This window comes from Pseudomonas sp. P110(2024) (genome assembly GCF_057480795.1).
Genome location: NZ_JBLIYT010000008.1, coordinates 113,345 through 129,812, shown reverse-complemented (window position 1 = coordinate 129,812; position 16,468 = coordinate 113,345). Strand labels below are relative to the sequence as shown.

Here is a 16,468-nt window from a genome sequence, read left to right as displayed (position 1 = left end):
TCTGTCGAAGCTGTCCTTAGGGTCGCGGGGCGGCCGATGCCAGCAGCTCCTTGAGGATCGTCGCCGGATCGGCCCGCCGGTTCTGGCGGTACTCCCCGACGTGGCGGACGAACAGGGTGGCGCGGGTCACCAGGCTGTTGCCCAGGACCGGCTTGCGATTGAGCTCTTCCTTGACCCGCTGGAACTGCGCCTGGATCACCGCGTCGGTGTAGCGCGTGCCACTGGCCAGGTTGTCGATGTAGATCGCCACGGCGCCGTCGAGGGCGGCGCGGCCATTGGCGATGGCGGCGCCGTACATGCGCGCGCTGGTCTGGTCGCCCGAGGCCTCGGCCTTGGCCTGGGTGGCCTGCAGGTTGGTCAGGCGGATGTTGTAGTTGTTGACAGTCTCGGCCACCAGGGCGGCGGACTGGATCAGGTTGCCGGCGGCCTCTTCACGCTGGCGGGCGATCAACGAGACGTTGCGCTTGAGCTCTTCGTTGACCAGGCCGAGCTCGGCTTGCTGGCGCGGGTCGGTGGCGGCGGCGATGATGCTGTCCAGGCGCTTGGTCGGGTCCTGGGCGGCGTCGATGTCGTCGGTCAGGCCGGCCAGCCGGCCTTCCTTCTGCCACTGCTCGAACAGTTCCTGGTAGCGTGAGCGCGGGGCCGACAGGGCACCGATGGCTACGCGAAAACCGGTGGTCTCGTTGCGCTGCTCGGTGCCGTCGGCGCCGAACAGCGGATACTCGCGGCGCATGCCGGTGAAGAGGGTGCCCTCGCCCTCGAGGTAGTTGCCGCCCTTGACCACGAAGCCACCATAGGCGCCCTGCAGGCGCCCGGCGTTGACCAGCTGGAACGACTCCTGGACCATCTCGGCGGCGTTGCCGATCACGTCGAACAAGCCCAGCGGGTTGGGCTGCTTGGTACCGATCGGCATCAGCCGCGCCGCCTGCCCGGTGCCGCCGGCGACCTGGTTGAACACCGCGAAGTCGGCCAGCGGTCCTTCACTGTCGGCGCCTTCGACCTTGCGCGGGAACAACCGTCCTTCCAGTTCCTGGCGGCTGACCGCCGAACCACCACGGGCGGCGAACTCCCACTCGACTTCGGTGGGCAGGCGCACGAAACCGGTGCCACCGTCCTCGGCCTTGCTGCCACGGCCACTGACCGGCAGCAGGTCGCGATGGTGCTTCATCAGCCAAGCACTGTAGACGGCGGCGAAACGTTCGGCCTCGAAGCGCGACAGCTTGACCTTGGGCAGGCGCCCCGCCGCGTCGTTGTTCGCCTCGCAGGCCGGCGCCGCGTCGCCGCCGGCCAGCGACGGCGCCTGGGCCATCACCTGGGCGTACTGGCGGGCGGTCACTTCGTACTTGCCGATGAAGTACATCATCGGCGTGAGCGGGCTGCCTTTCTCGACCTTTGGCAGGCTCGGGCCGACCGCCTTCTGCCACTGCGGCGCCAAGTCCTGCAGGCTGAACTGGCCGTTGATGAAGTCGCGTCGGTAACCGGAGATGAACGACTGTTTGTAGCCGGCCTCGCCTTCGCTGAACGGGTAGCCGAGGTTGACCTCGCGGTCGTCGAGGCTGCCCTGGGCCAGCACATAGACGCTGCGCAGCACCAGTTCGCCGCCACAGGGCAGCGGCAGGCTGACATCGCCCGGCAACGGCTTGGGGTTGTCGAACTTGCTGTCGGCCGCGGCCTGCGACTGCACGGCCGGCTTGGCCTTGTCGTCGCCATCGGCCGGGGAGCAGGCACCCAGGCTCAGCGCGGTGAGGATCAGGGCGGCAGCCCCGAGACGGCGATCAGACATCACGTATTCCTTGGCAAGCCTCGATGCGCGCTACCCGCCAGCCGCCCAGGGCGGCGGCGGCAGTGCTGGCCAGCAGCACGGCACACAACGCAACGAGGTAGTGCATGGGCAGCAGGTGGCTGGCGAACTCGCCGGGCACTTGCATGAAAAGCCGGTTCAGGCCGTGTTCGGCCAGCAGGTACAACAGTCCCGCCACGGCGGCGGCCAGAAGGCCGCTGTAGAGCGCCTGGAGCACCACGAACAACAGCAGCGCGGCGGTGCCGAAGCCCAGCAGGCGCAGCACCGCCAGCTCGCGCTGCTTGCGCTCCACCGCCGCCACCGCGCCCGCGGCGATGGCCGCCACGGCGCCGGCCACGGCCAGGCTGGCGATGATCCAGAACACCAGGTCGAGGTTGCGGCTGAGCGATTGCACCTGGGCGATCTGTGCGGCCTGGGTCGAGACCAGCAGCTTGCGCTCGGCGAAGAACTGGCGCAGTGGCTCGACATCGGCCAGCTCGCGGGCATACAGGCGAAACGCCGGGTATACCCGCTGCGCCAGGGGGCCTTGCGCCTCGCCTTGCCACTCCAGTGCCGGCACCGCGCGGCCATCGCGGTAGTCCTCGACGGCTTCGAGCAACTGCAACGACGCGAAAAGACCATCGCGCTCGAACGCGGCCAGGGGCAACACGCTGATGACCTGAAGGCGCGTCTGCCGCCATTGCATCTGCCCGGCCTGCTGGCGGCTGAAGCTGGCCTGCAGCTCGTCCCCGGCCCTGGCACCGAGCTTTTCCGCGGCGGTAAAGCTCAGCACCACCTGTTGCAGCCCCGATGGGGCAGCGACCTGGGCCAGCAAGGGATCGCCCTCGGCGGTAGGCAGCATTTCAACCGTCAGGCCACGCCCGTGGGCGGGCAACAGCAGTTCGGCGGTGGCGGCGATCTGGCGGGTGCGCGGGATGGCGAAGGCCACTCCCGGACGCTGTGCCAGTTCGTCGAGGAACTCGGCGCGAAAGCGCCCGCCGCCCAAGGGAATGATCTCGCGCACGCCCGGGTCGCGCTGCAGGCGCTCGGTGAGGCTGCCGACCAGGCCGAACTTCAGGCCGAACAGCACCAGCAACGGCGCGATGACCGCCACCAGCGCCAACACGCCACACGCCGACAGCCGCGCATCGTTGCGGTAGTCCTGCCAGGCCAGCCCGGCGATCAGCAGCGGGCGCATCAGACGGCCCGCTCCAGCGTTGCCGTGACGCCGCCGTCGGCCTCGCGCCGGCAAGCCATGCGCAGCACCGTCAGCCCGGCCTGGCGGGCCAGGGCCTCGTCGTGAGTGGCGACCACGCAGGTCACCTGGCGCGCCTCGGCCTCGCGCAGCAACAGTTGCATCACCCGCTCGGCGTTGACCGGGTCCAGCGCGGCGGTCGGTTCATCGGCCAGCAGCAGCGTCGGGGCATGGGCCAGGGCGCGGGCGCAGCTGACCCGCTGACGCTGGCCGAGGGACAGGGCGGCAGGTTTCTTGCCCAGCTGGTCGTGCACATCCAGCGCTTCGGCCAGACGCTCGACGCTGCCGTCATCCCCAAGCCCCAGCAACTGGCGTGGCAGGCGGATGTTGCCGCGCACATCGAGAAAACCCAGCAGCCCACCCGCCTGCAGCACGTAGCCAAGGTGACGGCTGCGCCAGCTGGCCAGGCGGTCGAGCTGACGGCCGCGCCACAGCCCGGCGACATCCTCGCCACCGAGGACGAAGCCCTGCGCCGCATCCGGCGCCAGCACCAGCGCCAGCAGGTCGAGCAAGGTGCTCTTGCCGCAACCGCTGGGGCCGACCAGCGCCACCCGCTCGCCGACGGCCAGGTGCAGCCGGTCGACTTGCAGGCTGTAGCGCTGGGCATCTTGTCCGCGCGTCTTGCGCACCCCGTCCAGGCGGATCATCACGGCAGCGTCGACAGCGGGACACGGTACAGGGCGTCACCCGGCTCGGCGTTGCCGAAGCGCACCCAGTTGGCCATGTCGTTGTGGAAGGTCTCGTAAAGGCGGATCTTCGAGTCCAGCTCGTCGATGAAGTCCTCCTGCTCGGCCACCGACAGCGACAGCCACAAGTCCTGGGTCATGCTCAGGGATTTGCTGCGGTACGGCAGGCCATCGAGGTACTCGCCGAGCACCCCGCCCTGGGCCAGGTTGGCGCCCTTGCGCAGGGCGCCAGGGTCGCGGCTCATATAGGCGCTGGCGCTGGCGATCTCGTTGAAGAAGTCGCCCGGCGAGCTGCGGGTCTTGCGCGCGGCATCGACGATCAGCTTGAGCGACTGCTGCAAGTCGTTGAGTTGCAGCTTGGTGAGCATCACGCACACCTGCAGGGTGGGCAGCGTCGGGTTGGTCAGGTCGCGGTCGGCGGTCCAGGCACTGACCAGCTGCGGCGCCTGGCTCGCGCCATGGCGGCCGAGGAAGTCCATGTGCATGGCATAGCCGATGGCCTGGGACTTGGCGGCCAGCCCCGAGGCCGAGGTCAGCAGCGGCACCGGCTGTGGTTGCTGGTTGCGCACTTGGTGCACCAGCTCGGCGAAGGTCGAGCCGATCTCGCGCACGCGCTCGCCGAACACGCCGACCTCGCCCCCCGGCACGCCGACGTAGAGGTCGCCAATCTGCGGGTTGCTGTCGGCAGTGAGCACGCGGTACTGGCTTTCGGCCGCACCGTGGTTCTTTACCCCGGCCGGGGTGCGCAGGTGCAGGGCGTAGATCTTGATCTGCTTGCTCAGCGCGGCCTGGCGCACCTCGGCCTCGTTCATCTGGGTGCTGCTGAACGGGTCGCTCTTGCGCAGTGCGCCGGCATCGCTGACCAGCAGGATGAGGCGCCCGCCGTAGCCGGACCAGTCCATGCCCTCGACAGCCTGCATCACCCCGGCGAAGGCATCTTCGTTGAACGAATGGCTGGAAACGCTGGTGGCCTTGACCTGCGAGGCGGCCTTGAGGAAACGCGCCGGATCCCGGCCCTCTTCCAGGCTGACCAGCGTCTTGCTCAGGTACTCGAGGCCCGGGGTGCGCTTGATGTTGTTGCGGAAACCCACCAGGCCGAAGCTGACGCTGTCCAGCTCGCCCCGGGCCGCCAGTTGCTGCTGCAGCTCGCTGACCACCTGGCGTACGCGGTCGATATAGGGCTGCATGGACACCGAGGTGTCCACCACCAGGACGATGCCGGTACGGAAGCTGTTGTCACCGACCGCCGCCACGCCGGCCGCCTTGGGCGCGCTGTCGCGGGCACTGGCGCCGGGGTCGATGGAGGCGATGTTGAGCAACTGCACCGGCTGGCCGCCGGCGTCGAAGCTTTCGCGGTAGTCGAAGATCGGCATCAGGTAGAACTGGTTCTGCGGCACGGCGCTGGCCGCCGGCTCCAGGGCCATCACCTGCGGCACCTGATCGGGGTGGTTCTGCGCCTTGAGCAGGCTGTCGCGGGCCTGGGCGGTGTCGTCGAGCAGGTGCTGCACATCGTCCACCTGACGCATGAACATCACCGGCGAACGGCCCGAGCGCTCGGTGAACTTGAGCACCAGGCTCTGTTTCCAGTCGCTGGTCTGCGCGGCCGGCAGCCAGCCATCGCGCTGGCCGTCGCTGGCGGCGCCGACCTGGACCCAGGCCTGGCCGCCGACATCCTTGCGCTGGTAGACGTAGAGTACGGAGAAGGCCGGCAGTTTCTCGCCCGAGGCATCGCCGGGCTGGGCCACCAGCTGGGCATCGGGCTTGGTCAGCACACGCTGGAACAGGGTCTTCTTGCCGGGCATCAGCAATGGGCGGCCATCGTCCGAGGCGGCGACAGGCGTGATCTTGGGTTCGGCGGGAGCCACGCTGTCGGCGGGCGTCTGCGCCACCGGTGTTTCTGGCGCGGGCGCGTCACTGCCGCCGAGCAGCCAGAAGAACGCGCCACCCAATCCCAGCGCCGCCGCGATCGCCACCGCCAGCACGGCCTTGGCCGGTTTGTTCGATCCGGACTTCACGGCGGGAGCAGGCTTGGGTTCGGGCCGCCGTACAGGCTCGGCCACAGGAAGGGCTTGCGGAATGTCGATGGACACCGGTTGCGGGGTGGTGGCCGGCGGCGGGATCGGCAGCGGGCGCACCAATGTGCTGTCGTTGTCCTCGACCGGCGCCTGGACCGTCAGGCGGTCCAGCGCGGCCAGCAACGCCGCCGCATCGGCGAAACGCTCATTGGGGTCCTTGGCCAGCAGGCCACGCAGGATGTCCTGGTAGCGGCCGTGCTCGATGGGCAACTCCGGCAGCGGCTCGGTCAGGTGCGCCAACGCCGTGGACAGCGCGTCGGTGCCGCTATACGGAAGCTTGCCGACCAGGATCTCGTAGAGCACCACGCCCAGCGCATACAGGTCGGCGCGGCCGTCGATCTCCAAGCCGCGCGCCTGCTCCGGGCTCATGTAGCTCGGCGTGCCGACGGCGAAGCCAGCCTGGGTGAACTGGGTACGGTCATCCAACGACTTGGCGATGCCGAAGTCCGACAGCACCGCGGTGCCGTCGGCGCGGAACAGGATGTTGGCCGGCTTGACGTCGCGGTGCACCAGGCCCTCGGCATGGGCATAACCCAGCGCCTGGGCGATCTGGCGCACGTAGGCGAGGCCTTGCCCGGGCGTCAGCCCATCGGCGATGCGCTCCTTGAGCGTGCCGCTGGGCAGGTACTCCATGGCCATGTAGTACAGCTCGCCGACATTGCCGATGTCGTGGATGGTGGCGATGTTCGGGTGCGCCAGCCGCGCCAGGGTGCGTCCTTCACGCAGGAAGCGCTCGCAGAAGGTCGGGTCGGCGGCCAGGCTCGCCGCCATGATCTTCAGCGCCACCTTGCGCTGCAGGGAACGCTGGGTGGCGAGGTACACGCTGGCCATGGCGCCTTGGCCAAGCTCGCGCTCGATATCGAATCCGGGGATCTGCATGTCCATGATGTCTTCAGTTCACCTTGACGACCACTGCGGTGATGTTGTCCGGCGCGCCCCGGGTCAGCCCCAGGTGCACCAGGCTGCGGACCACCTCGTAGGGGTCGGCGTGGCCGAGCACCTCGGCGATCTCGTGGTCCTCGGCGGTCTTGTTCAGGCCATCGCTGCACAGCAGGTAGGTGTCGCCAGGCCGCACCTGCAGGGCCACGGCCTGCAGGTCGAGGTCATCCTCGACGCCGATGGCGCGGGTGACGATGTTGCCGCGCGGATGCACCCGCGCCTCGGCCTCGCTGAGCAGGCCGCTGTCCTGCAGCTCCTGGACGTAGCTGTGGTCGTGGCTGAGGCGCTCGATGCGCCCGTCGCGCAAGCGGTACAGACGACTGTCGCCGGCCCACAGGCCGATGGCCTGGTCGCCACGCGCCGCCAGCACCACCACGGTGCTGCCCATCATCGCCACGCCACGGCGCACGGTTTCCTCGCGCACCATGCCGTTGACCCAGGCCAGGCCGTCGCGCACCTCGCCGCTGAAGTCGTCGAGCGAGTCGAGCCTCGGCAGGCTGCGCAGGCTGTCCATGGCCAGGCTGCTGACATAGTCGCCCGCCGCATGGCCGCCCATGCCGTCGGCCACTGCCCACAGGCCTGCCCAGGTCAACTCCAGGCAGGCATCCTCGTTGATCTTGCGCACCATGCCGACATGGCTGTAGCTGGCTGCGGTGTACTGCAGGTCGGTCATTCGCTGCGCGCCTCGCTACCCAAGAGAAACCCGGCGAAGTCTTCGCTGCGCGGCAGGCCCGCGCAGCGCATCAGACCCGGGGCGATACGTTCGGAACCCCGGCCCCACCACAGGCTCATGCCCTCGCAGGCGCATTCGGCCAAGGCCAGTGCGCGCCCCTGCGGCGTGGTCGCATCCAAGCGCTGCAACCCACCGACAGTCACTTGAGGTCCCTGTAGGAGCGGCCTTGCGTCGCGAAAAGGCTGCAAAACAGCCTCGAACTCTTCAAAGGCAGCACTCGGCTCAAGCGTCGCCAGCAATGCCTCCTCGACCGCCTCGAACCACTCCTCGGCCCCGGCCACCACAGGCGCCAACGGCTGTCCCGGCTCCAGCACCTGGGCCACGGTCAGCGGGAAATACCGCCCGACCCGGTCGATGCTCGGCATCAGCACGCCGATGACCGCCTCGGGCCCGCACAATCCCGGCGCCAAGGCGAAACGCCACAACGGGCTGACCAGGTAGGCCTCGAGCCATCGCTCGGCCAGCGCCTGCTGGCTGGCCTGCATCCCCGCCGCCAGCCACTGGTCCCAGGGCTGGATGAAGCTGTTTGGAAGGCCGCGGCTGACGAAGTCGCCTCGGCTGGCCAGTTTTCCGTAGAAACCCACGTCGTTCACAGGTGCTCCGGCAGGCTGAAACCGCTGAGCACTCGGCTGCGGAACGGGTTGAAGGCGCTGCTGGCACGCAGCTCGTAGGACACGCTGGCGCCATCGACGCGCAGGCGCAGGTTGAAGCGTTCCGGCGAGCTGCCGGCCACCAGGTCGGACTGGTCGAGCAGGCGGAACCAGGCCCAGGGGCCTTCCACGGTCAGGCCGGAACGGCCGGTGGCCGAGGGCGGCGAGATCGACAGGCGCACCACGCCGATGCTGTTGGGGTTCGGCCACTGCAACGCCACCGGCCGGCTCGGACCGTGGTCGTAGCTGACCTGCTGGCCATCGAGGTCGAGCAGGAACTGGGTGATGGTCGCGTCCATCGCCACCGGCTTGAGTTCGAAGCGCACGCCCGGCTGCACGCCGTTGCTGTTGCGGAAGAACGCATCACGAATGCTCGCCGCGCGCTGGAAGGTGTACAGCACATTGCTGTTGATCCCCAGCTTCTGCGCCGCGCCCGGCTGCCAGCTCCACGGCGTGCTCGAGGTGTTGACGTAGGGTTGCAGGTACTTGCGGAAGTAGTTGTCCATCACCCCGCCGACGCCGAAGAACAGGCCGAAGTCCTCCAGGGTGGCGTCCCGCGTGCTGCCGGCCACCAGCGGGTAGCGGCCGCTGAGGGACTGGCGGTAGACGTTCACCACCTCGCTGGTCCAGGCGGCATTGAGCTGGTTGCGCACGCCGCCCATGACGATGTTGTGGGTCGACCCAAGCACCGACCCCACCAGGTTCTGCACCACCTTGGGCTGGCGCGCCGCCCCCAGGGCGACACGCTGCGCGGCGGCCTGGGCCTGGTTCTTGGCCTCGCCCAACAGCGCGTCACCGCTGGCGCCGACCATGGCGCTGACCTGCACGTACAGGGCATTGAGGTCGGTGAGCAGGCCATCGATGGCCGCAGGTTGTCCTTCGCCGGTTTCCACCAGCGCGGCCAGCTCGGCGAAGTGCGCGGTCACCGGGTCCACCTCACGGGCAGCCGGATTGTCGCTGGGCAGCGGCGCATCACCGAGCAGGCCGCCGAGGCGCTGGCGCAGCTGGTCGACACCGGCCTGCTCGGCCTTGGCCTGGACCTTGTCGAGGGTGCTCGGCTGCGCCAGGTTGGTCTCCTTGGCGACCGCCTGCAGCAGTTTCTTCATCGGCGAGGTCGGCCCGGACAGCACCCGCAGCACATCGGCGGCCTGGCCGACGCTGGTGATCGGCACGAAGTCCAGGTCGGTCAGCAGCGCATCCCAATGGCGGATGTAGTCCTGGTAGTACAGTTGCAGCACATCGTCGGCCAGGCGCTTGGCATCGCCCGATTCGCTGGCCTCGCGGCCCAGCACCCAGCGCTCCTCGGCCAAGGTCTCGCTGTGGGCCAGGCTGGCGGCGAGGAATGCCTTGCGGTAGCCCTCGACGGTGAAGATGCCCGGCAGCGGCTCGCTCAGCGGCTTGCCATTCTTGAAGCGGAACACCAGCGCGGCATCGCGGCCGGCGGCGTCGCTGACCCGGAAGTCGCCGACCCCGGTCGGCAGTTTCTGGCGTTTGACCCGGTCGTAGACGCGCTGGGCCACCGGCAGCTGTTGCAGCTGGCGACGGGTGTCGTCGATCAGGCGCTGGTCGAGACGGGCATTGGGCGGGCGCTTGTCGAACAGCGCCGCCAGGTGCTGCTCCAGGGCCTGGCGCAGGTCCGGCGCCAGGTCGCGGGGCAGGCTGCGTTCCCAGTCGAGGGTGACCCAGGCCTTGATGAACTCGGCGTCGTAGTGTTCGCCGTCGGCCAGCATCAGGTAGGCCTTGAGCCCCTCGTAGAGGTAGTCGGACGGGCCGCCGGCATACAGCTGCTCTTCGATGCGGGTGACCAGGCGCGGGGCGAAGATAGCGATCAGCAGCTTGCGGTAGACGCTGTTCGACTCACCTTCGAGCATGTCGCCCTGGTACAGACCGAAGCCTTCGGCCCAGCCGGGCGGATCCTCGGCCAGGCGGCGCACGCCGTTGAGCAACGGCAGGACGTCGACCACGTTGCGCTGGGCCGGGCTCAGTTCCTGCACGCTCTTGCCCAGTGGCTTGAGGCGGCCGTCGACCTCGGCGATGTATTGCTGGTTGGCGCGGTAGCTCAGGGTCCACAAGGTGCCGACCACCAACACCAGGGCCACGCTCAGGGCCAGGGCACCGCGGGCGATCCACTTGCGCCGCTGCTCGACCTTGGGGTTGCTGCCAACCAGGCCGCGTTCGGCGAAGGCCACGGCGCTGAACAGCTTCTCGATGAAGTAGCTGCGCCCGGTGCCGTTCTGCCGCGCCAGGTGGGCACGGTCCAGGCCCATGCTCTGGGCCATGCTGCCGATCAGACGGTCGATGGGGCTGCCTTCCTGGGTGCCGCTGGTGAAGTACACGCCGCGCAGCAGCGCGCGTGCTTCGAAGGCGTTGGGCTTGAAGATGCCGTCGAGGAAGGTCTTGAGATTGCCGCGCAAGGCAGCGAACTGCTGGACGAAGCCGTAGACCAGATCGCGCCGCGCCGGGTCGCGTTCCTGCTGCAGGCGTTCGACCAAGCGCTGGTTGAGGCGCTGTTCCAACAGGGCGAACTCGCTGCCGAACTGGGCCAGCGGGCCATCGCCGTGCTGGCCGTCATCCAGGGGGAAGGTCATGCCCCACACCTGGGCGCGCTCTTCCTTGCTCAGGTTGTCGAAGAACTCCATGAAGCCCGGCACCAGATCGAGCTTGGTCAGCATCAGGTAGATCGGGAAACGCACGCCCAGCTGGCTGTACAACTCCTGGATGCGGGTGCGGATCGCCGCCGCGTGGGCGGCGCGCTCGGCGTCGCTGCCCAGCAGCAGGTCGGACAGGCTGATGGCGATGAAGGCGCCGTCGATGGGCCGGCGTGAACGCTGGCTCTTGAGCAGGTCGAGGAAGCCCAGCCAGGCCGCCTTGTCCACCTGGGCATGGCTGTCCTGGGTGGTGTAGCGGCCGGCGGTGTCCAGCAGCACGGCCTGGTCGGTGAACCACCAGTCGCAGTTGCGCGTGCCGCCCACGCCACGGATGGCGCCCTCGCCCAGCTGCGCCGCCAGCGGGAAGTGCAGGCCGGAGTTGACCAGCGCGGTGGTCTTGCCCGAGCCGGGTGGGCCGATGATCACGTACCACGGCAATTCGTACAGGTTGCGTCGCTCGTCACCGCCCAGGCGCGCCTTCTTCAGCAGCACCAGGGCCTCGTCCATGCGCTGGCGCAGGGTCGCCAGCTCTTCGGCGGTGGCAACGCCGGCAGGGTCCGGCGCGGTCTCGGCAGCCAGGCTCTGCATCACCTTGGCCGCCTGGCGCCGGGCCTGGACGATGCGCCACACGCGGTAGGCGATCCACACCGCGAACAGCAGGACGATCAGCACCAGGCGCGGCGCGGCCGGCACCAGCGCATCGAGCAGCGGACCGAGGAACCAGATGATCAGGCTGAGGGCGAGCAGGCCCAGCACCGGGACCACCCAGCGAATGACAAAACTGAAAAACGCCTTCACTCGACGCCCTCCGCCAGAACGGTGATTTCAACCCGGCGATTCTTCGCCCGGCCATGCGCGCTGTCGTTCGACGCCAGCGGCTCGGTGTCGCTCAGGCCCTGGGCACTGAAACGCCCAGGCTGGCCGGTGCGGGCGGCGAGCAGGTTCTTCACCTCCTCGGCACGGGCCTGGGACAACGCCCAGTTGGACGGGAAGCGCAGCGTGGCGATGCGCTGGTTGTCGCTGTGGCCAGTGACTTTGACGTTGCCCTTGACCTTGGCGACGGCGTCGGCAATGCGCAGCATCAACGGCTCGAAGTCACCCTTGATGCTGGCGCTGGCCGAGGCGAACAGCTCGTCGCCGCGGATGGTCACCACCGAGCGGTCCACCGCGTCCTCCACGGCGACCCGCCCGGCCTTGATGTCCTCGGCCAGGAAACCGGCCAGGCGCGGTCGCTCGACAGGTTTGGGCTGCACCACCGGACGGTCCATGGCCTGCACCGGGATCTCGCCCAGGGCATGGATGCCACGGAACACCGGCTCGGCGTCGGCGGCCAGCTTCAGGCGCAGGCCGAACAGCACCAGCAACAGCAGCGCCAGGGCCAGGGCCAGGCCGACCCAGGGCGGCACGAACTGCGCCAGGCGGTCACGGGTCACGGTGACGCCGCGCCAGTGCGGCGACAGCTCGCGCTCGATATCGCCACGGGCGCTGCGGATGGTCGCGGCGGTGCGCTCGCGCAGGGCCTCGAGCTGAGCTCGGCCACCGTTCATCACCCGGTAGCGGCCTTCGAAACCAAGGCTGGTGCACAGGTACAACAGCTCCAGCAGGTGCAAGCGCTCACGCGGACTCTGCAGGCAGTGCTCCATAAGCTGGAACACCTTCTCGCCGCCCCAGGCCTCGTTGTGCACGGTGATCAGCAGGCTCTGCTTGCCCCAGTCGCTGGCGCTGCCCCACGGCGTGCTGAGCACGGCCTCGTCGAGCGCGGTGCACAGGGCGTAGCGCGCCAGCAGCACCTCGTTGCGCGCGACCCCGGCGGCCTCGGCGCGCTCCTCGAACTGACGCAGGTAGGCCAGCAGCTGCGCTCGCAGGCTGGCAGGTGCCGGGTGGGCGATGGTGTTGCGCAAGCGGGTGAGCAACGCCAGCAGCGGGCCGGCCGCCTGCTCCAGCGGGTTCATGCCCACCGCCTGGCCCGGCGCCAGTGGTTCGGCCGGCACGTTCAGTGGCGGCGCTGGCGGCGCCGATGCTGGCGTTGCCGGCTGCGGGCCACGGCCACCGGGGCGCGGCATGAACTGAGTGCGGTCATTGGCCAACGGATCGTCCGATTGCATCGCGGCTTATCCTCGAATGGCCCAGAAGGCCAGGTTCAGGCCGGGGAACTCGCCGGCGACGTAGAAGGCGAAACCACCGGAATGCTGCAGCTGCTTCCAGTGTTCGCTGCCTCGGTCGAGCTCGAAATAGGTGGAGCCGGCATGGAACGGAATCTGCCGTGGCGCCACCGGCAGCGGCAACAGGCCGATGCCCGGCAACTGCAGGTTGACCAGGTCGCGGATGTGCTCCACCGCGCCGATCTTGCTTTGCTGGCCGAAGCGGCTGCGCAGGGTCTCGCTGGGCACATCGGCGCGCACTACCAGGACGAAGCTGGCGCTGTCGAGCAGGCTGCGGTCGGCCAGCATGCCGACATGGATGCCGTAGGCCTTCTCGACCAGCGGGATGGCCACGGCCTTGCTGTCGATCAGCATCGACAGGGCCTCGCGCAGGGCGGCCAGCACGGGTGCAAAGGTGGCCGCCAGGTCGTCGTGTTGATACACCGGGTATGCCTCGGGCCGACGACCTTCGCGGGTGAAGGTGGCGAACTCGCCGGCCAGGGCCACCAGCTCGCTGTACAACCGCTCGGGGTGCAGCGGCGTCAGCTGGTTAAGGTGCTCGACCAGCGGTTGGGCGCGGTTGACCAGTTGCAGCAGCATGAAATCGGCGATCTCCGAGGCACCGCCGTTGGCCGAGGCCACCACGCGCCCGGCCAGGGCCTCGCCGCGCTGGTGCAGCAGGCCGAGCAGCTCGCCACGGAACCCCGACAGCAGGTTGCTGGCGGTTACGTCGAGCAGCGGCGGGATGTAGCCGTCATCCAGCACCAGGGCGCGGTCGGCGCGCTTTTCCCGGATGCGCACCACACCCAACGCGGCATAGTCGCTCAGGCCGTCCTCGGCGCGCAGCAGGCGCAGGGCGCGGCTGCCCAGGGCCAACGGCGCGCGGTTCTCGAACGGGGCGTTGTCGTCGCGGACCTCACTGATACGGCTGACATAGCGCGCACCGTCAGGCGCTTCACCGTCGTCGACGGTATCGCGGGCACCGGCGCGCTTGAGCGGCAGGCCCAGGTAGATCACGCCATTGCGCAGGTCATCGGGTATCTCCAGCGGCGCGGGCGGCAGGTCGTCACGCGGGATGTCGAACGGCGTACCGTCCGGCAGCAGGCCACGGGCGCTGAGGATCGCCAGCTTGCCCTGGGCCAGCAGGCCTTGGTCGACCAGCAGCTCGGAAAAGCCCCAGGCGGCGGCGTGGAGCGGCCGGCTGCGAGCATCGACGAAGTTCTCCAGGTAGCGGTCGTGTTGCTGGAAGTGCTGGGTGGTGATGAACATCCCTTCCGACCAGACCACGCGATTGTTCCAGGACATGGGTTCTCCGATTGCCTAGCGGGCAGGCTCAGGTTGTGGGGTGGCCACGGCGCTGCGCACGGCGCGCACATCGAGGCTGATCTGATAGTCGCGGGGCGGCACCGGCAGCACGCTGCGCCACTGGGCCTGGTCAACCTCGCGGTAGCCGACCACCAGGCCGACCTGGCGCGTGGCCGGGTCGAGCGGACGCTCAAGGCGCAGTTGCTCGCCCGGCTGGAGCAGGACCTCGTCCTGGTCGATCAGGTCGGCGGCCAGGGTCGCCTGGGCGCGTTCTGCCAATGCGAAATAGTCGGCGCGGGCGAAGGCGGCGCTGTTCTTCAACTCGTAGATGCGCACCCGCACCGGCGCGGGCGTGCCGCTGGCGCCGGGGTTGAGCCCGGCCGCGGCGCTGAAGTACAGGGTGATCCCCGTGGCCGGCGGCGCCGCGTCGGTAACGGCGGGCTCGACCGGGCTGTCCTTGCTGCAGGCACTGAGCAGCACCATGGCCAGGGCTGCGATCAGTCTCGTTGCACTCATCCTCGTCCTCATGACGTTCTGTGTTCTTCCTGTGCTCCGGGCGTTGGCCTCAGGAGCGTTGCATGCGTTGGCTATGGGCCTCGTAGGCGCGGCTGAACTCGCGGCCGAACAGGTCCTGGAAGTCGTCTTCGGCTTCCCGGGAAATCTGGCTATAGAGCTCGGTGAACTGCTGCCAGCAGTGGGCCTGGCGCGAGCCGCCGAACAGCTTGGCCAGCCCGGCGGCGGGCGCCAGGCGCTGCTCCAGGCGAGCGGGTTCGAAGCGTTTGAGCAAGTGCTTGATGGCCGCCTCGACACCCGCCATCACCGCCAGCTGGTGGGCGCGCAGGTCGTCGAAACTGTCGCGTACCGCCTGGTCCGGGGCCATGAACGCCTGGTTGCCCTCGCGCAGCAGCAACAGCAGCGCTTCGTCGGCGTTGGGGGCGAATTTCAGCGGGTTGTTGCGCACCGGGGCGATGGTGGTCTGCTGCATGCGGAACTCGCCCTTCAGGCTGCTGCGCGCGCGCAGCACATCGATCAGGCCTTCGACCATCAGGCGGTAGCTACGCCCGACCGCCTCCATCTGCGCGGCGGCATCGGCCGCATCAATGCGCAGGTGCTCGATACCTGCGCCACGCAGGAAGGCCTGCAGCAACGCATCGCTGGCGTCAGCCGGGCCAGGCGCAGGTGCCGACACGGCAGTGGGCGGCGCAGGCGTGACGACCGGTGCCACCTGCGCTACCGGCTCTGGCAGGGGCGGCGCGATGACAGGCGCAGGCTGGGGAGCAACGGCGGGCGTTTCGTCGAGCAGGTTCCAGTCGTCGGGGATCATGCCCGGCGCGGCGGGCATGGCGGCCGGCACCGGCGCGGGCGGCGGCGCCACTGGCGTGGGCGGGCGAAAGTCATGCTGCTGGGCGGGGACATGATCCGGCTGGCTGGCCGGCGGCACGCTGGAAGGGCCGAGAAAGTCGAACAGGTCCGGCAGGGTGTCGTGGCTCGAGGCCCCCTGCAGAAACGCGGCCGGCGCGCCGACGATGGGCGCGCTCGGGGCGGCCGCCTGGTTGGCCATCAAGGCTTCGAAACTATGGGCCTGCGGCTGCCCGGCAACCGGGATCGACAGGCCGGCATCGATGCGCGCCTGGATCTCGTAATCGCCAATTCGAATAACTTCACCGTCCATCAACGGTTCGCTGTTACCGCGACGCAGGCGAATACCGGCATGCACCAGTTCCACGCCGTTGGTGCTGTTATCGGTCAAGTAGTAGCGGCCGTCCTTGAACTGGATCACACAATGTTTCGAAGAAACTAGGCGTTCGGGATCGGGCAGTACCCAGTCATTATCCGCCGCACGACCTACGCTGATGGCACCGTTTTCCAGCAACTTCTCCGGGCATTGCCCAGGGGTTATCTTGTGATAACTGGTAATGGTCAGGCAAAGTGCCATCACGCCTCCTTGCATATATATGAAACACTCACACATCCATTTGAGTGGATTCGCGAGCCCGACCCCGCTTTCCGGCTAAACCCTTGTAAATACTGGGCATCACACCGAAATTCGCTTCCCGGAAAGGTCGTATTAAACCCTATCGGCAAGGCACTTTGATGGCACCTGACCAATGGACACGACTACCTGCCAACTGGTTCACAGTCACCCTTCGCGGCGCGTAGCTTACCTTGACAGCAATTTGGAAATAAACCATAAATGCGCAACTTAAGAGTGCCAAAGTGATATCACAGTGATATCAACTTCGCATTCTTTGACAA

11 protein-coding genes are annotated in these 16,468 nt (G+C 68.4%); all 11 read right to left on the bottom strand.

What is annotated here, in order from left to right; genetic code table 11:
• Window positions 1–16 precede the first annotated feature (16 nt).
• From AC25ND_RS14485 to tagH, 11 genes are read right to left on the bottom strand one after another with little or no spacing between them, the layout of a single operon-like run.
• A complete protein-coding gene (locus AC25ND_RS14485; protein WP_028689160.1) occupies window positions 17–1,783 on the bottom strand; it encodes a formylglycine-generating enzyme family protein in 1,767 nt (588 codons plus the stop codon).
• Window positions 1,776–2,978, bottom strand: coding sequence for an FtsX-like permease family protein (locus AC25ND_RS14480; protein WP_062362773.1), 1,203 nt, complete (start codon window positions 2,976–2,978; stop codon window positions 1,776–1,778). The genes AC25ND_RS14485 and AC25ND_RS14480 overlap by 8 nt, the downstream gene beginning before the upstream one ends.
• The gene (locus AC25ND_RS14475) at window positions 2,978–3,682 is read right to left on the bottom strand and encodes an ABC transporter ATP-binding protein (protein WP_486976399.1); all 705 of its coding nucleotides are present in this window, start codon (window positions 3,680–3,682) and stop codon (window positions 2,978–2,980) included. The genes AC25ND_RS14480 and AC25ND_RS14475 overlap by 1 nt, the downstream gene beginning before the upstream one ends.
• Complete coding sequence (locus AC25ND_RS14470) at window positions 3,682–6,681, bottom strand: serine/threonine-protein kinase (RefSeq protein ID WP_062362770.1); 3,000 nt, start codon at window positions 6,679–6,681, stop codon at window positions 3,682–3,684. The genes AC25ND_RS14475 and AC25ND_RS14470 overlap by 1 nt, the downstream gene beginning before the upstream one ends.
• A gap of 7 nt (window positions 6,682–6,688) precedes the next feature.
• Window positions 6,689–7,408, bottom strand: coding sequence for a PP2C family protein-serine/threonine phosphatase (locus AC25ND_RS14465; protein ID WP_028689164.1), 720 nt, complete (start codon window positions 7,406–7,408; stop codon window positions 6,689–6,691).
• Entirely contained in the window at window positions 7,405–8,061 is a 657-nt protein-coding gene (gene tagF / locus AC25ND_RS14460; protein ID WP_028689165.1) for a type VI secretion system-associated protein TagF, read from the bottom strand. The genes AC25ND_RS14465 and tagF overlap by 4 nt, the downstream gene beginning before the upstream one ends.
• Window positions 8,058–11,564: a type VI secretion system membrane subunit TssM gene (gene tssM / locus AC25ND_RS14455; RefSeq protein WP_182322334.1), complete on the bottom strand. Its 3,507-nt coding sequence runs from the start codon at window positions 11,562–11,564 to the stop codon at window positions 8,058–8,060. The genes tagF and tssM overlap by 4 nt, the downstream gene beginning before the upstream one ends.
• A complete protein-coding gene (locus AC25ND_RS14450; protein WP_486976398.1) occupies window positions 11,561–12,871 on the bottom strand; it encodes a DotU family type VI secretion system protein in 1,311 nt (436 codons plus the stop codon). Before AC25ND_RS14450 ends, tssM begins: the two co-directional genes overlap by 4 nt.
• A 6-nt stretch (window positions 12,872–12,877) precedes the next feature.
• On the bottom strand, window positions 12,878–14,212 hold the full coding sequence (gene tssK, locus AC25ND_RS14445; RefSeq protein WP_028689168.1) for a type VI secretion system baseplate subunit TssK: 1,335 nt from the start codon (window positions 14,210–14,212) through the stop codon (window positions 12,878–12,880).
• A gap of 15 nt (window positions 14,213–14,227) precedes the next feature.
• Complete coding sequence (gene tssJ / locus AC25ND_RS14440) at window positions 14,228–14,728, bottom strand: type VI secretion system lipoprotein TssJ (RefSeq protein ID WP_028689169.1); 501 nt, start codon at window positions 14,726–14,728, stop codon at window positions 14,228–14,230.
• A gap of 49 nt (window positions 14,729–14,777) precedes the next feature.
• Complete coding sequence (tagH, locus tag AC25ND_RS14435; protein WP_062362757.1) at window positions 14,778–16,148, bottom strand: type VI secretion system-associated FHA domain protein TagH; 1,371 nt, start codon at window positions 16,146–16,148, stop codon at window positions 14,778–14,780.
• Between the last annotated feature and the right edge of the window lie 320 nt (window positions 16,149–16,468).

What these genes read in the sequence shown, in the direction of transcription:
- AC25ND_RS14485 (WP_028689160.1), bottom strand. Translation starts at nt 1,783, where the DNA reads ATGTCTGATCGCCGTCTCGGGGCTGCCGCCCTGATCCTCACCGCGCTG.
- AC25ND_RS14480 (WP_062362773.1), bottom strand. Translation starts at nt 2,978, where the DNA reads ATGCGCCCGCTGCTGATCGCCGGGCTGGCCTGGCAGGACTACCGCAAC.
- AC25ND_RS14475 (WP_486976399.1), bottom strand. Translation starts at nt 3,682, where the DNA reads ATGATCCGCCTGGACGGGGTGCGCAAGACGCGCGGACAAGATGCCCAG.
- AC25ND_RS14470 (WP_062362770.1), bottom strand. Translation starts at nt 6,681, where the DNA reads ATGGACATGCAGATCCCCGGATTCGATATCGAGCGCGAGCTTGGCCAA.
- AC25ND_RS14465 (WP_028689164.1), bottom strand. Translation starts at nt 7,408, where the DNA reads ATGACCGACCTGCAGTACACCGCAGCCAGCTACAGCCATGTCGGCATG.
- AC25ND_RS14450 (WP_486976398.1), bottom strand. Translation starts at nt 12,871, where the DNA reads ATGCAATCGGACGATCCGTTGGCCAATGACCGCACTCAGTTCATGCCG.
- tssK (WP_028689168.1), bottom strand. Translation starts at nt 14,212, where the DNA reads ATGTCCTGGAACAATCGCGTGGTCTGGTCGGAAGGGATGTTCATCACC.
- tssJ (WP_028689169.1), bottom strand. Translation starts at nt 14,728, where the DNA reads ATGAGTGCAACGAGACTGATCGCAGCCCTGGCCATGGTGCTGCTCAGT.
- tagH (WP_062362757.1), bottom strand. Translation starts at nt 16,148, where the DNA reads ATGGCACTTTGCCTGACCATTACCAGTTATCACAAGATAACCCCTGGG.